Origin of the sequence: Prochlorococcus marinus str. MIT 0912, assembly GCF_027359595.1 — a bacterium.
Lineage (GTDB): Bacteria > Cyanobacteriota > Cyanobacteriia > PCC-6307 > Cyanobiaceae > Prochlorococcus_B > Prochlorococcus_B marinus_C.
Map to the genome: position 1 here is coordinate 106,363 of NZ_CP114783.1, position 15,166 is coordinate 121,528.

The 15,166-nt window shown below is 34.0% G+C and carries 16 protein-coding genes; 7 read left to right on the forward strand and 9 right to left on the reverse strand.

Features of this window, described 5'->3' with window-relative positions; translation table 11 throughout:
- Positions 1-14 precede the first annotated feature (14 nt).
- The gene (locus tag O5640_RS00520) at positions 15-758 is read left to right on the forward strand and encodes a TIGR00297 family protein (protein WP_269612603.1); all 744 of its coding nucleotides are present in this window, start codon (positions 15-17) and stop codon (positions 756-758) included.
- Positions 759-763: 5 nt separating this feature from the next.
- Here O5640_RS00520 and O5640_RS00525 read toward each other — a convergent pair whose 3' ends face one another.
- Genes O5640_RS00525 through O5640_RS00545 form a run of 5 tightly spaced genes read right to left on the reverse strand, consistent with a single transcriptional unit; the run spans position 764 to position 5,825 of the window.
- Positions 764-1,411 (reverse strand): GDSL-type esterase/lipase family protein, encoded by a 648-nt coding sequence (locus O5640_RS00525; protein ID WP_269612604.1) that lies wholly within the window; start codon positions 1,409-1,411, stop codon positions 764-766.
- A gap of 24 nt (positions 1,412-1,435) precedes the next feature.
- Positions 1,436-2,986 (reverse strand): PhnE/PtxC family ABC transporter permease, encoded by a 1,551-nt coding sequence (locus O5640_RS00530; RefSeq protein ID WP_269612605.1) that lies wholly within the window; start codon positions 2,984-2,986, stop codon positions 1,436-1,438.
- 6 nt (positions 2,987-2,992) lie between these two features.
- Positions 2,993-3,727 carry an ATP-binding cassette domain-containing protein gene (locus O5640_RS00535; RefSeq protein WP_269612606.1) on the reverse strand — a complete coding sequence of 245 codons (735 nt, stop codon included), beginning with the start codon at positions 3,725-3,727 and terminating at the stop codon, positions 2,993-2,995.
- Positions 3,724-4,635: a putative selenate ABC transporter substrate-binding protein gene (locus tag O5640_RS00540; RefSeq protein WP_269612607.1), complete on the reverse strand. Its 912-nt coding sequence runs from the start codon at positions 4,633-4,635 to the stop codon at positions 3,724-3,726. Before O5640_RS00540 ends, O5640_RS00535 begins: the two co-directional genes overlap by 4 nt.
- An 11-nt stretch (positions 4,636-4,646) precedes the next feature.
- The gene (locus O5640_RS00545) at positions 4,647-5,825 is read right to left on the reverse strand and encodes a pyridoxal phosphate-dependent aminotransferase (protein WP_269612608.1); all 1,179 of its coding nucleotides are present in this window, start codon (positions 5,823-5,825) and stop codon (positions 4,647-4,649) included.
- A 100-nt stretch (positions 5,826-5,925) separates the two neighbouring features.
- Here O5640_RS00545 and O5640_RS00550 point away from each other — a divergent pair, with 100 nt between their 5' ends.
- From O5640_RS00550 to O5640_RS00565, 4 genes are read left to right on the forward strand one after another with little or no spacing between them, the layout of a single operon-like run.
- On the forward strand, positions 5,926-6,330 hold the full coding sequence (locus O5640_RS00550) for a VOC family protein (RefSeq protein ID WP_269612609.1): 405 nt from the start codon (positions 5,926-5,928) through the stop codon (positions 6,328-6,330).
- Complete coding sequence (locus O5640_RS00555; protein ID WP_420063691.1) at positions 6,327-6,890, forward strand: uracil-DNA glycosylase; 564 nt, start codon at positions 6,327-6,329, stop codon at positions 6,888-6,890. The genes O5640_RS00550 and O5640_RS00555 overlap by 4 nt, the downstream gene beginning before the upstream one ends.
- A 52-nt stretch (positions 6,891-6,942) precedes the next feature.
- A complete protein-coding gene (ispG, locus tag O5640_RS00560) occupies positions 6,943-8,166 on the forward strand; it encodes a (E)-4-hydroxy-3-methylbut-2-enyl-diphosphate synthase (protein ID WP_269612610.1) in 1,224 nt (407 codons plus the stop codon).
- A gap of 55 nt (positions 8,167-8,221) precedes the next feature.
- Positions 8,222-9,526: a S41 family peptidase gene (locus tag O5640_RS00565; protein WP_269612611.1), complete on the forward strand. Its 1,305-nt coding sequence runs from the start codon at positions 8,222-8,224 to the stop codon at positions 9,524-9,526.
- Here O5640_RS00565 and O5640_RS00570 read toward each other — a convergent pair whose 3' ends face one another.
- Both O5640_RS00570 and nadA read right to left on the reverse strand, forming a co-directional pair.
- Positions 9,527-10,081 carry a DUF1543 domain-containing protein gene (locus O5640_RS00570; RefSeq protein ID WP_269612612.1) on the reverse strand — a complete coding sequence of 185 codons (555 nt, stop codon included), beginning with the start codon at positions 10,079-10,081 and terminating at the stop codon, positions 9,527-9,529.
- A gap of 8 nt (positions 10,082-10,089) precedes the next feature.
- The gene (nadA, locus tag O5640_RS00575; RefSeq protein WP_269613862.1) at positions 10,090-11,031 is read right to left on the reverse strand and encodes a quinolinate synthase NadA; all 942 of its coding nucleotides are present in this window, start codon (positions 11,029-11,031) and stop codon (positions 10,090-10,092) included.
- A gap of 92 nt (positions 11,032-11,123) precedes the next feature.
- Between nadA and O5640_RS00580 the strand changes: the two genes are divergently transcribed.
- Complete coding sequence (locus O5640_RS00580) at positions 11,124-11,966, forward strand: TIGR04168 family protein (RefSeq protein ID WP_269613863.1); 843 nt, start codon at positions 11,124-11,126, stop codon at positions 11,964-11,966.
- A gap of 39 nt (positions 11,967-12,005) precedes the next feature.
- On the opposite strand, the gene O5640_RS00585 is transcribed toward O5640_RS00580, so the two are convergent.
- Positions 12,006-12,755: a TPM domain-containing protein gene (locus tag O5640_RS00585; protein WP_269612613.1), complete on the reverse strand. Its 750-nt coding sequence runs from the start codon at positions 12,753-12,755 to the stop codon at positions 12,006-12,008.
- 86 nt (positions 12,756-12,841) lie between these two features.
- Between O5640_RS00585 and O5640_RS00590 the strand changes: the two genes are divergently transcribed.
- A complete protein-coding gene (locus O5640_RS00590; protein ID WP_269612614.1) occupies positions 12,842-14,044 on the forward strand; it encodes a class I SAM-dependent methyltransferase in 1,203 nt (400 codons plus the stop codon).
- Here the strand turns inward: O5640_RS00590 and aroB are convergent.
- Complete coding sequence (aroB, locus tag O5640_RS00595) at positions 14,037-15,143, reverse strand: 3-dehydroquinate synthase (RefSeq protein ID WP_269612615.1); 1,107 nt, start codon at positions 15,141-15,143, stop codon at positions 14,037-14,039. The genes O5640_RS00590 and aroB overlap by 8 nt on opposite strands.
- Between the last annotated feature and the right edge of the window lie 23 nt (positions 15,144-15,166).

A 15,166-nucleotide genomic window follows, 5' to 3' on the forward strand; every position in this document is an offset into this window, starting at 1 on the left:
GATCATTAGGAACGATGGCTAACTTCTCTTCTATAAGCGGTATTTGGATTCATGCTTTTTTGATTAATTTCTTGTTGATATTTGTGGGACATAGGCTTCCATTTTTAACTAAGAAAGGTTGGATTCATGCTGGAATACTTGGAACACTTTTATTAGGATCTATTGGTTGGAATGGTTGGATATCAGTTTGTGTATATCTCTTGTTGGGAACTTTAGTTACAAAAATTGGATACAAAAATAAGGCTTCCCGAGGGATTGCTGAAGCAAGAGGTGGTCAACGTGGCCCTGAAAATGTATGGGGGTCTGCAGCAACAGGTTGCTCACTCGCCTTATTAAGTTGTCTTTGGCCAAATCTTTTAAATTTATTCATGGTAGGTTTTGCTTCTAGTTTCAGTGCAAAACTTTCCGATACTTTTTCAAGTGAAATTGGCAAAAGATTTGGTAAAAGAACTTTTCTAATTACGACTTTAAAGCCAGTATCACCAGGAACAGAGGGGGCAATAAGTATCGAAGGTTCGATGGCTGGTTTGTTAGGTAGTTTTATAATGACTGTGTTTATGCTTAATCTATCGATCATCTCTGGACTATCTGTTGCTTTTATAGTCTTCTTCTCTGGCTATTTAGCAACTTTTTTGGAAAGTTATATAGGTGCAGTGGTGCAAAATCAGATTGATTGGATGACTAATGAGTTAGTTAACTCTATACAAACATCTATAGCTGCTATTATTTCTATCTTTTTATATTTGAATTTTGCTTAAAATATTTAATTTAAATCAGCCCAATTTTTTAGTGCTGTCCATTCACTAATTTGTTCATAAATCCATTTATGACCCTTAGTATTCAGATGTATTCCATCTGATGAGAGTAATTCTTTAAATGATAATAAGTTGATCATTTTTTTATGGAAAGATAAAAACGGGACATTTAATTCTAAGCAAGTTTCTTCAATTTTATTTTCATACTTAGAACAAGCTTGATTTGAATACCAAAGACATTCTGCAAAAGGCATTGAGTCTTCATTAACAGGTGTTAATCCAAGAACCATTATATGTACTTCATTTTTAATTTCGTTTACTAATTGTTTTAAACCAAATTTAAAAGCATCTTCGGAAAGTTGGGGCCTGCCATCTTTTCTTCCAATTCTAGCTGTATCATTTAATCCAATTGATAGCAAAATACCTTCAGGAACTTTCCTCCTTAACTCTCCCCTTGTTGCCCACTCATTCTTATATCTTATAGCAACTTTCTCTAATCCATCTCCTCTTACTCCAAGGGGATAAATAATAGGGGCACCATCTAAATTCAACCATTTTTGTCTTAATCTCTCAGACCATCCACCTCCCTCTAGATCTCCCCAACCATAAACCCCACTATCTCCAATTATGATTAATTTTTTCTGATATTTATTCATAAGTCGATAAGTTGAATAAAATAACTAATTAATGAAATTGTTGGTTGAACTCTTTAACCAATAATTTTGAGAAGAGTTAAATAAATATTCTCCTGACATTGTTAATAAAGAGAAAGTAGCAGTTATTATCATGACTTGTGCCCAATCGAATGAGCTTAGTGATTCCTGTAATTGCCAACCTAATCCTACTCCTCCGACTGCACCTATAATTGCTGTTTCCTTTAGGATTACGTCACTTCTATATGCACCATAAGCTAAGTAATTATTACTTTGGGGGGCTAATATTCCATAAAGTGTTGCTGATTTATTGCTTGAACCATTGCTTTTAATTGCTCGATAAATACTTTTTTCTTGATTTAGTATGTTATCTGTAAGTAATCTTCCCATGACACCCATATGTGTAATTCCTAGTGATAATGCGGCTACAGATATATTAGGATTAGTAAAAAGAAGAATAAGTATAGTGGTCAATGGAGGAGGTATCAATCTAAAGAAGATCCAAATAAGATTTTGAACTTTTAGAGGGAATTTACCTGGGAATAATACTAGTAAAAGTGGAGGTGTCCCTATTGCAATACCAGACGCGAAGAAAGTTATTAAAATTGTTGTAATGATTAGTTTAAAAAGAGGTAAGGTATTAAATCCATTTCTTATCTCTACGAATGAAGGTAAATTTAAATACGAAAAGCTTAATGGAGTAAATATCTCAAAATTTAGATTATAAAGCCAACTAATACCTAACGATAGAGATAATGAAAATATTGAGATTGAAATTAAGAAAGAATTTTTCAAACTAATATTTTCAGATAAATAAATTCTTAAATATCTTATAAATTTCTCTAATAAAATCATAACTAACCAAAGCATCCACAAACAAGTCCACATTTCATTGAACTCAAAGGATTTTAAAGTTAAATATAGTTCTGTTCCTATCCCTCCTAATCCAAATATTCCAAGTAATGTTACACCTCTAATTGCACATTCAAATCTGTAACTTCCATATATAGATACGATAGGTATTAACTTTGGTAGTAGAATAGTTATAAATGAGCTCATAATATTAGATCCAGTTTTCTTAATTGCTATTAGAGGGTGTATGTCAAAACTATCTAGTTGCTCTGAAATTACTCTTGCTGTTAAGGCTGAATAGGGGATGACTATAGATATAATTGCCACCCAAATATTCAAACCTAAAATTTGTATAAATAGCAGGCCCCAAACTACTTCATGTATTGATCTTGGAATTGCTAATGAGTATTTTATGAATTTACCTAAATAAGAAAATTTAGGAATACTTTTCCAAAATAAATCTGTAGATAGTACACCTAAAATAATTCCAATAAGCATACTTATAACCCAGCTAGTTAAAGCAGTAGCAATTGTTATTTGAAGTCCTTCCCATGCGCTTTTAACTACTTCTTGATTGAACGATGGTTTTATTGCTGAGCTTATGAATAGAAATATGATATCTAGCCCCCCCATATGAAATCCTTTGATAATTTCTATTAGAATGGGAATGTAAGCTATTGATGGGATTAATGTTAATAAAGTTGATACTGGTTTTATTAATTTCATTATAAATTAAAATAGCCAATCAAACTCTGATTGATTAATATTATGAATTTCTCTATCTATTACAATCTCTCCATCTTTTAACCCAATAACTCTATTGAAATTATTTATTAAATTAATTTGGTGAAGACTGATAAGTATGGTCTCAGGGATTTTAATTCTAAGATAATTTTTATGATTAATAAATAAATTTAAGATATTTTTAGATAATAGAGGGTCTAAATTTGAGAAAGGTTCGTCTCCAAGAAGAATCTCTGGTTCTTGTCTTAAAAGACGTGCAATTGCTATTCTTTTTTTTTGCCCACCAGAAAGTTTATTTATATAGGAATAAATAGTTTTTTTAGGCAGAGAGACTGCTGCTAGGCATTCTTGGCATAAACCTTTATCTAAGACTCCGAGGAGATTCTTTAAAGCCCATATGAAATTGTGTTTACCTAGTGCACCGCAGTTTATATTCTGAGCGACATTTAACTCTTCTATCAAAGATAAATCCTGCCATATAGTTCCTATTTTTGACGACTCAATATTTGAAATATTGTTAATGTGAGAACCTTTCCATATTACATCTCCTTCGCTTGGGATTAGTGATCCATTCGCGATCGAGATTAATGTACTTTTGCCAGAGCCACTCTTGCCAATAAGCGCTATCTTCTCACCTTTATTAATTGTTAAATTAATATCTTTCACTCTAATACTTTCTTTGCTGCTATGGCTTATATTCTTTAATTCTAGTAATTTAGTCACTTAATCTTTCCAATTTTTCTACCTATCTTTTCTATTTTATTATAATTCTCGTTTTTTGATATTATAAATTTATTTGCGCTAAATAATTCGAGAATTTGTTTTTGTTTTTTTTGACCTTCATTGAAACGTAAAAATACATTTGTAAGCTCTTTCGTAAAACCTTTTTTGAACTTTTTATCTAGGTTTCCTTGAGCAAGCCAATGATAATTATGATAAGAAGGAGTCTTCCAAATTACAAAGACTTTTGAGCGGTCCACTCGTCCTCTCTCAAGATTTCTCTTCCATACTTCTTCGCTAAGAGCACCTGCCTCATATGAACCACTTTGCACAAGCATTAATGTTGAATCGTGGCTACCACTAAAGCCTGGGCTTGCACCTTTGAAATCTTTAAATTGAACACCTGCTTCGGTTAAAAAATATTGTGGCATCAATCTTCCTGATGTTGAACTTTCAGAGCCAAAAGTAAAACGCTTTCCTTTTAGTATTTTTAAGTCATTTATGTTATTTATTTTTTGGATTGAACTTTTCTTGTTTGCAATAAAAACACTATGGAATTTTTCATCAATATCTCTTTGTGCTATTACCTTGGATCCTTTGCTTTGAAGTCTTGCTTGTACACCTGTTAACGCACCGAACCATACTAAATCTAAACTCCCGGTCCTAAAAGCTGTTACGGCTGCAGCATAATTAGTAACTGGCTTATAACGGACTTGAACATTGAGCTGCTCGCTTAATTCAGAGGATAATACTTTATATAGACGATTCAGGTGCTCTGGGTTTTGATCTGGTATCGCCCCAATGTGAAGTATTTCCTCTGCTTTTAATGAACCAATATTAGATAAATTAAATATTGATAAAAGAGCAATAGCAATTTTCGTCAATTTGATTGGTCTTGGCCGTTGATTCATTCTTTTTTAATTTAAAAATCATTTAATAGTCTTTCTAATCTATCAATTCCATCGTTGATCATTTCATTTGAAGATGAATATGAGATTCTTATGCATTTGTCATCTCCGAAAGCAATCCCTGGAACTATTGCTAGGCCAACCTTTTCTAGTGCCAATTTACAGAAACTTATTGAATCGATATCCTCTAGATTAATTTCTGGGAAAACATAGAAAGCTCCAGTAGGAGGGACAAAAGAAATATTTTTTATTTTTTTTAGTCTTTCCGTTATCAATAACCTCCGTTTGTTATAAATTTCTGCCATTTCATGAACACAATCTTTTGAGCCCTGAAGTGCGGCAATAGCTCCTTTTTGAGCAAAACTACATACATTGCTTGTACTTTGACTTTGTAAAGCAATGGCTTTCTTTATTACCTCTGTATTTCCTGTTAGGTATCCAATCCTCCAGCCAGTCATTGCCCAAGCTTTGGCAAAACCGTTGACTGTGAAGATTCTATTTTTTAAATCTGGTGCTATTTTTGCGAAACTGTGATGAACTTGATTTGGAGAAATAAGAAATTCATAAATTTCATCACTCATTAAAAAAATTCTTGGATGTCTTCTTAAAAACTCAGAAATAGTATTTATTTCTTGCTCGGTTAAAACGCAGCCTGTTGGATTACTTGGAGAGTTGATAATTAGTAACCTTGTTTTTTCAGTTACGTTTTCTTCTAGAGAATTGATATCTATTTTGAAATTATCTTTAGTTGAAGATTTAATTTTAATTGGCTTGGCACCAGCTAAAAGGGTTATCTCTGGATAACTAAGCCAATATGGTGCAGGTATGAGGACTTCATCTCCAGGATTTAAAACCACTTGAAATAAATTGTATATTGCTTGTTTTCCTCCATTTGTTACCAAAACATTGTCTGTTTTTGTGGGAACTTTATTAATAATTGATTGTTTTTGGGCAATGGCTTCTCTTAATTCTGGATCTCCAGCAGCAGGTCCATAACGAGTTTTTCCATTTTTTAATGCTCTTAGAGTGGCATCGATAATAAATTCTGGAGTATCGAAATCAGGTTCTCCAGCGCTTAAACTACAAATGTTTTTTCCTTCGGCTTTTAAAGCTTTAGCTTTTGCACTGATCTCAAGAGTTAGAGACGGTTTTATGGAGAGAGCTCTTATAGATATCTGTGAATTGTCAGTCATCTTCGAAGCATAACTTCAAAATGTTTTTCTAAGATTCACTTTTAAAGTGAATTGATCTAATTACAAACTTACTACTTAATCAGATAGTTGCATGCCTTTGATGAAAATAAACTTTGTGATTGCTTCTGAAAACCCTAAAGAATTGTCAGAATTTTATGCAAAGATCAACTCTGACAAGGCAAATAAAGGTTTTAATACAACTCATTATTTTATTTCATTAAGTAATCAATCCAAAATACATTTTTATCGACCTAATGAAAATCATGAATGGCAAAGGAAAGGAAACTCAACATCATTGTGTTTTCAATCAGAGCCGTCTGAAAATCCATCAAAGTTTCTTGAAAGGTGGATATCTGAAATTTTGGAAATTGGAGGTAGGGCTATTGGGCTACCAAAACGGGCTGAGTTTGGATCTGAGCAATGGGTGCTTGATCCAGAAGGCAATAAATTCTTAATTTTGGTGCCCTATCTTTATAAAGGATCAGATATGGAAGCTCTAATGTGATCAAAGATCTCCCCCCTTATAATGACGTTTCTGAAGTTTGTGATTCAATCAATCCCATAAACAAAATCGTTGTATCAAGGGGGAAACCTTTCGCTAAATTGATGATTATTGGAGAAGCTCCAGGAGCAAAGGAGGAGGAGTTAGGAGAGCCTTTTGTAGGAAGGTCTGGAAAATTACTTGATAAATTACTTCAAAATGCTGGGATTGATATCAACCAGGATGTTTATTTTTGCAACGTGGTCAAATGTAGACCACCGCAAAATAGACGCCCAACTAAGACTGAAATACAAGAACATCTTCCATGGTTATTTCAACAAATAAAACTTTTAAATCCTAGAGTAATAGTCTTAGTTGGAGCAACAGCATTAGAAGCAATTTTGAAAATCAAGTCTCGTATTAGTATCTACAGGGGCAAATGGATTGATTGGGAGGGCAAACTTGTGATGCCTGTTTTCCACCCATCTTATTTACTTAGGAATCCATCTAAAGAGGAAGGAAAACCCTTGAGCCTGACTAAATCGGATTTTTTAAAAATTAAAGAAAAAATTGATTTTTTATAATAGCCCTTAAATATGTCATTCTTATTTATTAAAGAGGCTCAATTGTTAACCCATGATTGCGACCCTGGAAAAGAATATGGAAGGAAATAATCTCTCTCAGCGATATAGCACCAGAATTATTCGTAGAAATACTAGAGCCGTAATGGTTGGTGATATTGGCATCGGTGGTGATAACCCAGTGCGTGTCCAGTCAATGATTAATGAGGATACGATGGATATTGAGGGCTCAACGGCCGCAATAAGGAGATTGCATGAAGTTGGATGTGAGATTGTCAGATTAACTGTTCCAACTCTTGCAAGTGCAAAAGCTGTGGGGGAAATTAAGAAACTTTTAGCTAGCACTTATAAGCCAGTTCCTTTAGTTGCGGATGTTCACCATAATGGGATGAAAATAGCTTTAGAAGTTGCTAAGCATGTAGATAAAGTTCGAATAAACCCTGGTTTATTCGTTTTTGAAAAACCTGATCCAAATAGAACTGAATTTACTCAAGATGAAATTGATGTAATTAAACAGAAAATAATACAAAAATTTGAACCAATTGTTAATACTTTAAAAGAGCAAAATAAGGCTCTAAGAATAGGCGTTAATCATGGCTCTTTGTCAGAAAGAATGTTATTTGCTTATGGAGATACTCCTTTTGGAATGGTTGAATCGGCTATGGAATTTATTCGAATATGTCATTCATTAGATTTTCACAATATTATAATTTCGATGAAGGCTTCTCGAGCTCCAGTGATGCTTGCTGCTTATAGAATGATGGCTGACAAAATGGACAAAGAGGGATTTAATTATCCTTTGCATTTGGGAGTAACGGAAGCAGGTGATGGGGATTATGGAAGAATTAAAAGTACGGTCGGTATAGGTACTTTATTATCCGAAGGTATTGGAGATACAATAAGAGTTTCTTTAACCGAGGCACCTGAAAAGGAAATACCAGTCGCATATTCGATTTTACAAGCTGTTGGTTTGAGAAAGACTATGGTTGAATACATAAGTTGTCCTAGCTGTGGTAGAACATTATTTAATTTAGAGGAAGTAGTAGCGAAAGTTAGAGAGGCTACTCAACATTTAACTGGTCTAGATATAGCCGTAATGGGTTGCATCGTTAATGGCCCAGGAGAAATGGCAGATGCAGACTATGGTTATGTAGGTAAAGGTGTTGGAACCATTGCTCTTTATAGAAATAGAGATGAAATTAAGAGGGTACCTGAGGAAGAAGGTGTTCAGGCCTTAGTTGATTTAATTAAAGATGATGGTAAATGGGTAGACCCTTAAAAAAAACAGAATCAAAATTTTATTGTTTTATTATTAGGAAAATTATTTGATAATTATGTTGAAAAGATTGTTAAAAATATTTTTATTAATCGCTGTTTTCCCTTCGCCATCTCTTTCCTTCCAGGCTAATTCTTCTACTTTAATTACCAATAATCCAAAGGAAATTATTGATCAGGTCTGGCAAATTATATATCGTGACTTTTTGGATTATTCAGGAAAATATAAGGCAGAAAATTGGATTAAATTAAGAAAGGAAATACTATCAACCAAATATTTTGATACTAGCGATGCATATATTGCCATAAAAGATATGTTGAAAGGATTAGATGATCCTTATACAAGATTTTTAGACCCTAAAGAATTTAATGAGATGAGAATAGATACAACGGGTGAATTAATGGGAGTAGGTATTCAAATTTCTCTAGATGAAGTTACTAATCAAATTGTTGTTGTGTCACCAATAGAAGGAACTCCAGCTTCTCTAGCAGGAATAAAACCTAAAGATATAATTGTATCCATAGATGGTAAACCTATTGAAGGTCTGAGTATAGATAGTACCGTTAAACTTATTCGAGGAAAAAAAGGAACGAAGGTTGAACTAGGTATTGTTAGAGGCGATAAGTTATTAAATGTTTCATTAATACGGGATAGAATTGAAATTAATGTAGTAGATAGTCGAATAAATAATACAGTTCTAGGTGCGAAAATTGGTTATCTAAGGTTGAAACAATTCAATGCAAAATCTCCAAAAGAAATGAGTTTATCGATTAATAAATTAGAAAAACAACAACCTTTTGGTTATGTATTAGACCTTAGAAGTAACCCTGGTGGTTTGCTTGAGGCAAGCATTGAAATAGCTAGACAATGGATAAATACAGGAATAATTGTTAGTACTAAAACAAAAGATGGTATTACTGATATTAGGAAAGCAACAAGTAGAGCACTAACTAACAGACCAGTTGTTGTCTTAATTGATGAAGGATCTGCAAGTGCTAGTGAGATTCTCTCTGGAGCAATTAAAGATAATAAAAGAGGAGTATTGGTTGGGGCAAAGACTTTTGGTAAAGGACTGGTTCAGTCTGTCAGGTCTCTTTCTGATGGATCAGGCCTAACAGTTACAGTCGCTAAATATCTAACACCAAGTGGTAAAGATATTAATAAGAATGGAATAGAACCTGATATTAGAGTAGATCTTTTGTTAAATGACAAGAATAGGTTAACAAATTCAGATCTAGGAACTTTAAAAGATAGTCAATATGTTGCGGCTGAAAATATATTACTGAAAAAGTTTAAAGTTGAAGGTGATAAAAATTCTTATAACCCCTTGAAATCTAATTTAGGTTACGCCCTAAAAAAATAGTTAAAACTTATCAATTCTCCTATATCCATACCAGTCAGGAATAAGTTTCTCACTTCTTTCTTCTGGATCTGGTATTAAATTTATTTCCCAATTCTTTATTTTTATAGGATGCAAATCATCAACTTGTTCCAAATGATTAATACCTGAGTAGTCATCATTATGTATTTTTTTTAGATTTGATTCCCAACTTTCTTTGGCTTTTTTCTTTGCTTCAATAGCTTGTCTTGCAACAACTAGATTGAATTCGTGTTCTTCGTACATCTTTTTTGGATTGTACCCGCCTAAATTAACAAACCAAAGTGATAAATCTTCTATTCGTGGACTAATTAAACTATCTTTATTGGATTTAGATATAACTATTTCATATCCATCAACATATTTAATACACTTATAACTATCAATATGAAGCCCTCTCTTTTTCCCTAACCATTGTTTCCTAAGATCAGGAAATGTATCCTCAATTGTTTCACCTAAGACCCATCTTACATCGTGTATTTCTATATTACTTTTTAAACTTCTTCCCCCTAATACTACAACAAAAAGGGATACAGTCATAAGTAATGTTAATTGCTCATATCCAACATTTTTTTTAGCGGCTTGTAGGCCATTGATCTAATTTGTTCGTCCATGTGTAACTCCGGATTCATTTCTTTTAGACAATTTAATACTTTTTCTAATGTATTCATTCTCATGTATGGACATTCATTGCAACTACATCCATCTAGTCCAGGTACTTCGATATATGTCTTTAAAGGGTCTGTTAATCTCATTTGATGTATTATGCCTGGTTCAGTAAGAACTATAAATTTATCATTCTCACTACTTTGAGAGTAATTAAGCAATTTGCTTGTTGAACCTATGAAATCTGCTAAATCTAATAGATTCTCCTGACATTCTGGATGAGCAAGAACTTCAGCGGTTGGGTTCTTTATCTTTAACTGTATAAGAGATTCTTCATTAAAAGTCTCATGTACTAAACATCTCCCAGGCCATAAAGTTAATTTTCGACCGCTCTGACGTTCAACCCATCTACCAAGATTCCTATCTGGTGAAAATAAAATTGGTAGATCTTTGGGTAATTTGTTTACCAGATCAACTGCATTACTACTTGTACAAATTAAGTCACTTTTTGCTTTTACTGCTGCACTGCAATTTATATAGCTGATAGCAAAGTGATCGGGATGTTTGTCTAAGAATTTTTGGAAGTCCTCTGGTTGGCAATCATCTGCGAGTGTGCAACCAGCATCAAAATCAGGAAGAAGAACAGTCTTATTTGGGCATAAGATCTTTGCTGTCTCAGCCATGAAATGAACGCCACAAAAAACAATTACGTCTGCATTTGTCTCAGAGGCTTTTCGGGATAATTCAAGTGAATCTCCAATAAAATCAGCAACATCCTGAATCGCAGGCTCTTGGTAGTAATGAGCAAGAATTATTGCGTTTCTTTTTTTACGCAAAAAATTGATCTCATCTATGAGAGTTTTTCTTTTATTTGAGACTGTTATGTCAGTCTTGTAATAGGAAACAGTAGTAATTAGTTTCCATCTCAACGTGTTGGGGCAGTATAGAGGGTAATTTCCAAAAAAATCTGACAGATATCCGAATTGCTATCGCTGGGGATTTACATGGGTCATGGAGTCAGGATGATCTGGATTTGCTTTTGGAACTTAATCCTGATGGTGTTTTATTTGTTGGCGACTTGTCAGATGGTGATTTAAGAATTGTTCGGGCAATAAATAAAATCTCTATTCCCACTTCAGTAATACTTGGAAATCATGATAGAGGGAGAGATGGATCAGGCGATGTTTTAAGAGCTCAATTGGATTTGTTAGGTGAAAAAAATTGTGCATGGAATTTATCAAAATGGGGATTAAATGAACTTTCTGTTGTTGGAGCTAGACCTTGCAGTGGTGGGGGAGGATTTTTCTTAACATCAGAAGTTAAATCTGTATTCGGGGAGGTCAGCCTTGATGAATCTGTCTTTAGGATCGTTTCTGCCGCCAAGTCTGCACCATTAGATTGTCCTTTATTAATACTTGCTCATTCCGGGCCAGTTGGCCTTGGATCAGAATCTTCTAGCCTTTGTGGAAGAGATTGGAAATTGCCATCTATGGATTGGGGCGATAAAGATCTTGGTATCGCAATTGATCAAATTCGTAAATTTAGGGTTCCAGAATTAGTCGTTTTTGGCCACACTCATCATCAATTAAGAATTGGGGGGAATCGAACTAGAAAAACTTTTGCTCAAGATCTATGGGGAACTTCATATTTGAATGCAGCGTGTGTTCCAAGAAGAGGTATTGATTCTGCAGGTGAGAATTTATGTCATTTCTCTTGGGTTGAGTTCTCTAATGGCAAACTTGTTCATGTATCTCACAGATGGTTTAGGAATGATGCATCAATTGCCTATAAAGAGATTTTATTAAACCAAAATAACTAGTATAAGTTTGACTTTTATTGTCCTAATACTCAATAGATTCTAACTTTGCTTGTTTAAATCAGTATCCTTAAATTTTCTTTCTGCAATCAAATAAGCACCAATGGCAGAGCCTATAAATCCCAAAATGTTTCTCATTAAAGGCAAAATGTCATTAGTTCTAGTTACGACAGGAGCAATGCCAAAAATTCCAAATAACATTATCCAAAGTGGGGAAAGGAGCAAAAGCCATCCTATTGAAAATGATTCATTTTCTTTTCTTGGTGACGCTGCGAAACCTGCAATAATCCCTCCCAACAAAGAGGTCAATAAAGTCCATTGCCATTGTTCTTGGGGTAAGCCAGGTACAACTTCACAACCACCACGATCTAAACAGGTCTCTACAGCTTGTATTGAAGCTAAGATTGAACCGTCTTCTCCATTATCTCTTACGTAAAATTGGTTGCCAAACCTGGTTTGTAATTCCACCCAAAAAATTCTTGGCATTAGTGCAAAATAAGCATCTCCAACATTAAAACTCAGTAAATTTCCGCCTCTTGGATCAGCGATTATAAGTAAACTTGTTTCATCAAGATTCCAATATTCTTTGACTGCTAAACCAGGGGTTTTTTCATATTGCGACAAAACCCTTATTTTCCAACCGGTTTCTTTTTCATAAGAATTTAGTGAGTTCTCCAAGTCTGATTTTTGTTTCTCACTCAGAGTTTTTGCAAGATCGATTATGGGTGTTTGTTCTTTTGGTAATAGTTCAGGATTATCGTAAGCATATGCTCTCCCTACCATTGAAAACATTATTACGAGTCCCAGACAAAAAATCATGGCTCTTTTAAATGATTTCTTCAGCATGTGCTTGATTTTCTCTGAAGCTATTCTCCATCATGATTGACCCGACCGCGAGATGTCCTGAATGGTTGGTTGATCGAATCATTAACAGTGGCGGTTCAATTAGTTTCCACAAATATATGGATTTGGTTTTAAATGATTGTGAAAATGGATTTTACTCAACAGGAAGATTGAATATTGGGAAGGATGGAGACTTTTGTACCTCTCCATCATTGGGAAATGATTTTGCACGTTTATTAGCTATTCAAGTTGTTGATTGGCTTCTTGATTTAGAAAAATCAGGAATTAAATTCGAATTATTTTCTCTTGTTGAGATTGGGCCAGGAGAGGGTACTTTAGCAAGAGATTTGGTATTGGCTATTGCTGAATTAGCACCTGCTTTAATCACTAAAATAGAGCTTGTTTTAGTTGAATTAAATATAGGGATGAGAGAACGACAAGAAAAAGTAGTTAATAATTTGGAGGGAGTTAATTATCGCTGGAGTAACATAGAAGATCTTATTTTAAGGCCAGTAACAGGTGTAGTTATTGCTAATGAAGTTTTAGATGCTTTCCCAGTAGAGAGATTGGTCTTTACCGAAAGTGAGGTTTTTAGACAAGGAGTTACTTTGAGAAAAATTAATAATGAATATTTTTTAGAGTTTGTTGACCTCAAGCTCAATTCTGAGATTATTAATTTTTTAAAAGAATCTAAAAGTCTTTTAAATATTGATTTCCCACCAAAAGATATTTGTAATAGATGGATAACTGAGTGGCATTGTGATCTTCCTAGTTGGTTTGAAAAATTGTCTAAGGTTTTAATAAATGGCTCATTACTAGTTGTCGACTATGCGATGGAATCGAATCGCTATTACAACGTAATGAGAAAAGACGGTACGCTTATATCCTATAGAAATCAAGAAGCAAATCCTAATGTTTTAAAAGATGCTGGCTTGTGTGATTTAACAGCTCATTTATGTATCGAATCAACCATTAACTATGCCCTGACTAATGGATGGAAGTTTATCGGTGAGACTAGGCAGGGACAAGCTCTCTTGGCATTAGGACTTTCAAGTTTTCTTTATTCTCTTCAAAATCCAAGCACTAATAATCTATCAGCAGCATTAAATCGAAGAGAGTCTTTATTGAGACTTGTAGATCCCATGGGACTGGGGGAATTTAGGTGGTTGGCTTTCCAGAAGGATAATAGTGATGATCTGGTTTTAGGGAATCGTTTTCTTAAGGAGCCAATTAGCTAAGTTTTTGCAAGCATTCATTTATTTCTTTATTAGAAATATTATTAAATAATTTCACATCACCAATTTTTAAGGGCATAACGAAAGTCACTTTGCCGTTTTTCACTTTTTTGTCTCCTTGAAGTGCGCTAAGAACACTTTCTATTTCAAGCTCTGGCCACTTTGATGGTAAACCTGCTTTCTCTATTAAATTTTCCTGTCTTTTTGCGTCAATTTCTCTCCAAAGTCCTTTCTGAACCGCTAGTTGACCGACTGCAACCATACCCATTGCTACTGCCTCACCATGAAGCCATTTACCATACCCACATAGAGTTTCTATAACGTGGCCAAGTGTATGTCCATAATTTAAAAAAGCTCTAACTCCACTTTCCTTTTCATCTTTTACAACAATATCTGCTTTAGATTTAGCAGAGCGCTTAATTATTTCTATTAGTAGCTTCTCTTTTATTTTTGAAAGATCAGAAATATTATCCTCCCTCTCAAGAAGTTCGAATAGTTCTATGTCTGATATAACTCCATACTTTATTATTTCAGCCATACCTGCTTTGAACTCTCTTGAGGGGAGAGTAAATAATGTTTTAGGGTCTATTAATACCAATTTAGGTTGATGAAAAGCACCTATAAGATTTTTACCTTTCGAATGATTTATACCTGTTTTACCACCAATAGAAGCATCAACCATGGCAAGTAATGTTGTAGGAATTTGGACTACATGAATTCCACGCAACCAAGTAGCTGCTGCAAAACCAGTCATGTCACCAATCACGCCACCTCCAAGGGCAATCATTAATGATCCTCTTTCTAATCTCGCCTCATATGCCGCATCGTGGATTAAATCTATAGAAGATTGATTCTTTTGATCTTCTCCTGCTTTTAATATTAAAAGTTTTGGATTGTATTTACTTTTAATCAGACTTTTAATTATGCAATCACCATAATGTTCGGAGACTTCCTTGTTAGATACGACTAGTACTTTTAGTCCTTGTCGAAAACCAATCTTACATAGCTCATCTCCTATGTATTCAAGACTGTTTTTTCCTATAATAATTTCGTATGGGTTGTTAGTTAAAGAGACTTTAATATGGAGGTTGTCTTTATTCACAGTTGTAAGGTTATAAGATTTTT

Coding starts and splice junctions, on each gene's coding strand:
- O5640_RS00520 (WP_269612603.1), top strand. CDS start 15: ATGGCTAACTTCTCTTCTATAAGCGGTATTTGGATTCATGCTTTTTTG.
- O5640_RS00530 (WP_269612605.1), bottom strand. CDS start 2,986: ATGAAATTAATAAAACCAGTATCAACTTTATTAACATTAATCCCATCA.
- O5640_RS00570 (WP_269612612.1), bottom strand. CDS start 10,081: ATGACTGTATCCCTTTTTGTTGTAGTATTAGGGGGAAGAAGTTTAAAA.
- O5640_RS00550 (WP_269612609.1), top strand. CDS start 5,926: ATGAAAATAAACTTTGTGATTGCTTCTGAAAACCCTAAAGAATTGTCA.
- O5640_RS00540 (WP_269612607.1), bottom strand. CDS start 4,635: ATGAATCAACGGCCAAGACCAATCAAATTGACGAAAATTGCTATTGCT.
- O5640_RS00590 (WP_269612614.1), top strand. CDS start 12,842: ATGATTGACCCGACCGCGAGATGTCCTGAATGGTTGGTTGATCGAATC.
- O5640_RS00585 (WP_269612613.1), bottom strand. CDS start 12,755: ATGTTTTCAATGGTAGGGAGAGCATATGCTTACGATAATCCTGAACTA.
- O5640_RS00525 (WP_269612604.1), bottom strand. CDS start 1,411: ATGAATAAATATCAGAAAAAATTAATCATAATTGGAGATAGTGGGGTT.
- O5640_RS00565 (WP_269612611.1), top strand. CDS start 8,222: ATGTTGAAAAGATTGTTAAAAATATTTTTATTAATCGCTGTTTTCCCT.
- ispG (WP_269612610.1), top strand. CDS start 6,943: ATGATTGCGACCCTGGAAAAGAATATGGAAGGAAATAATCTCTCTCAG.
- O5640_RS00545 (WP_269612608.1), bottom strand. CDS start 5,825: ATGACTGACAATTCACAGATATCTATAAGAGCTCTCTCCATAAAACCG.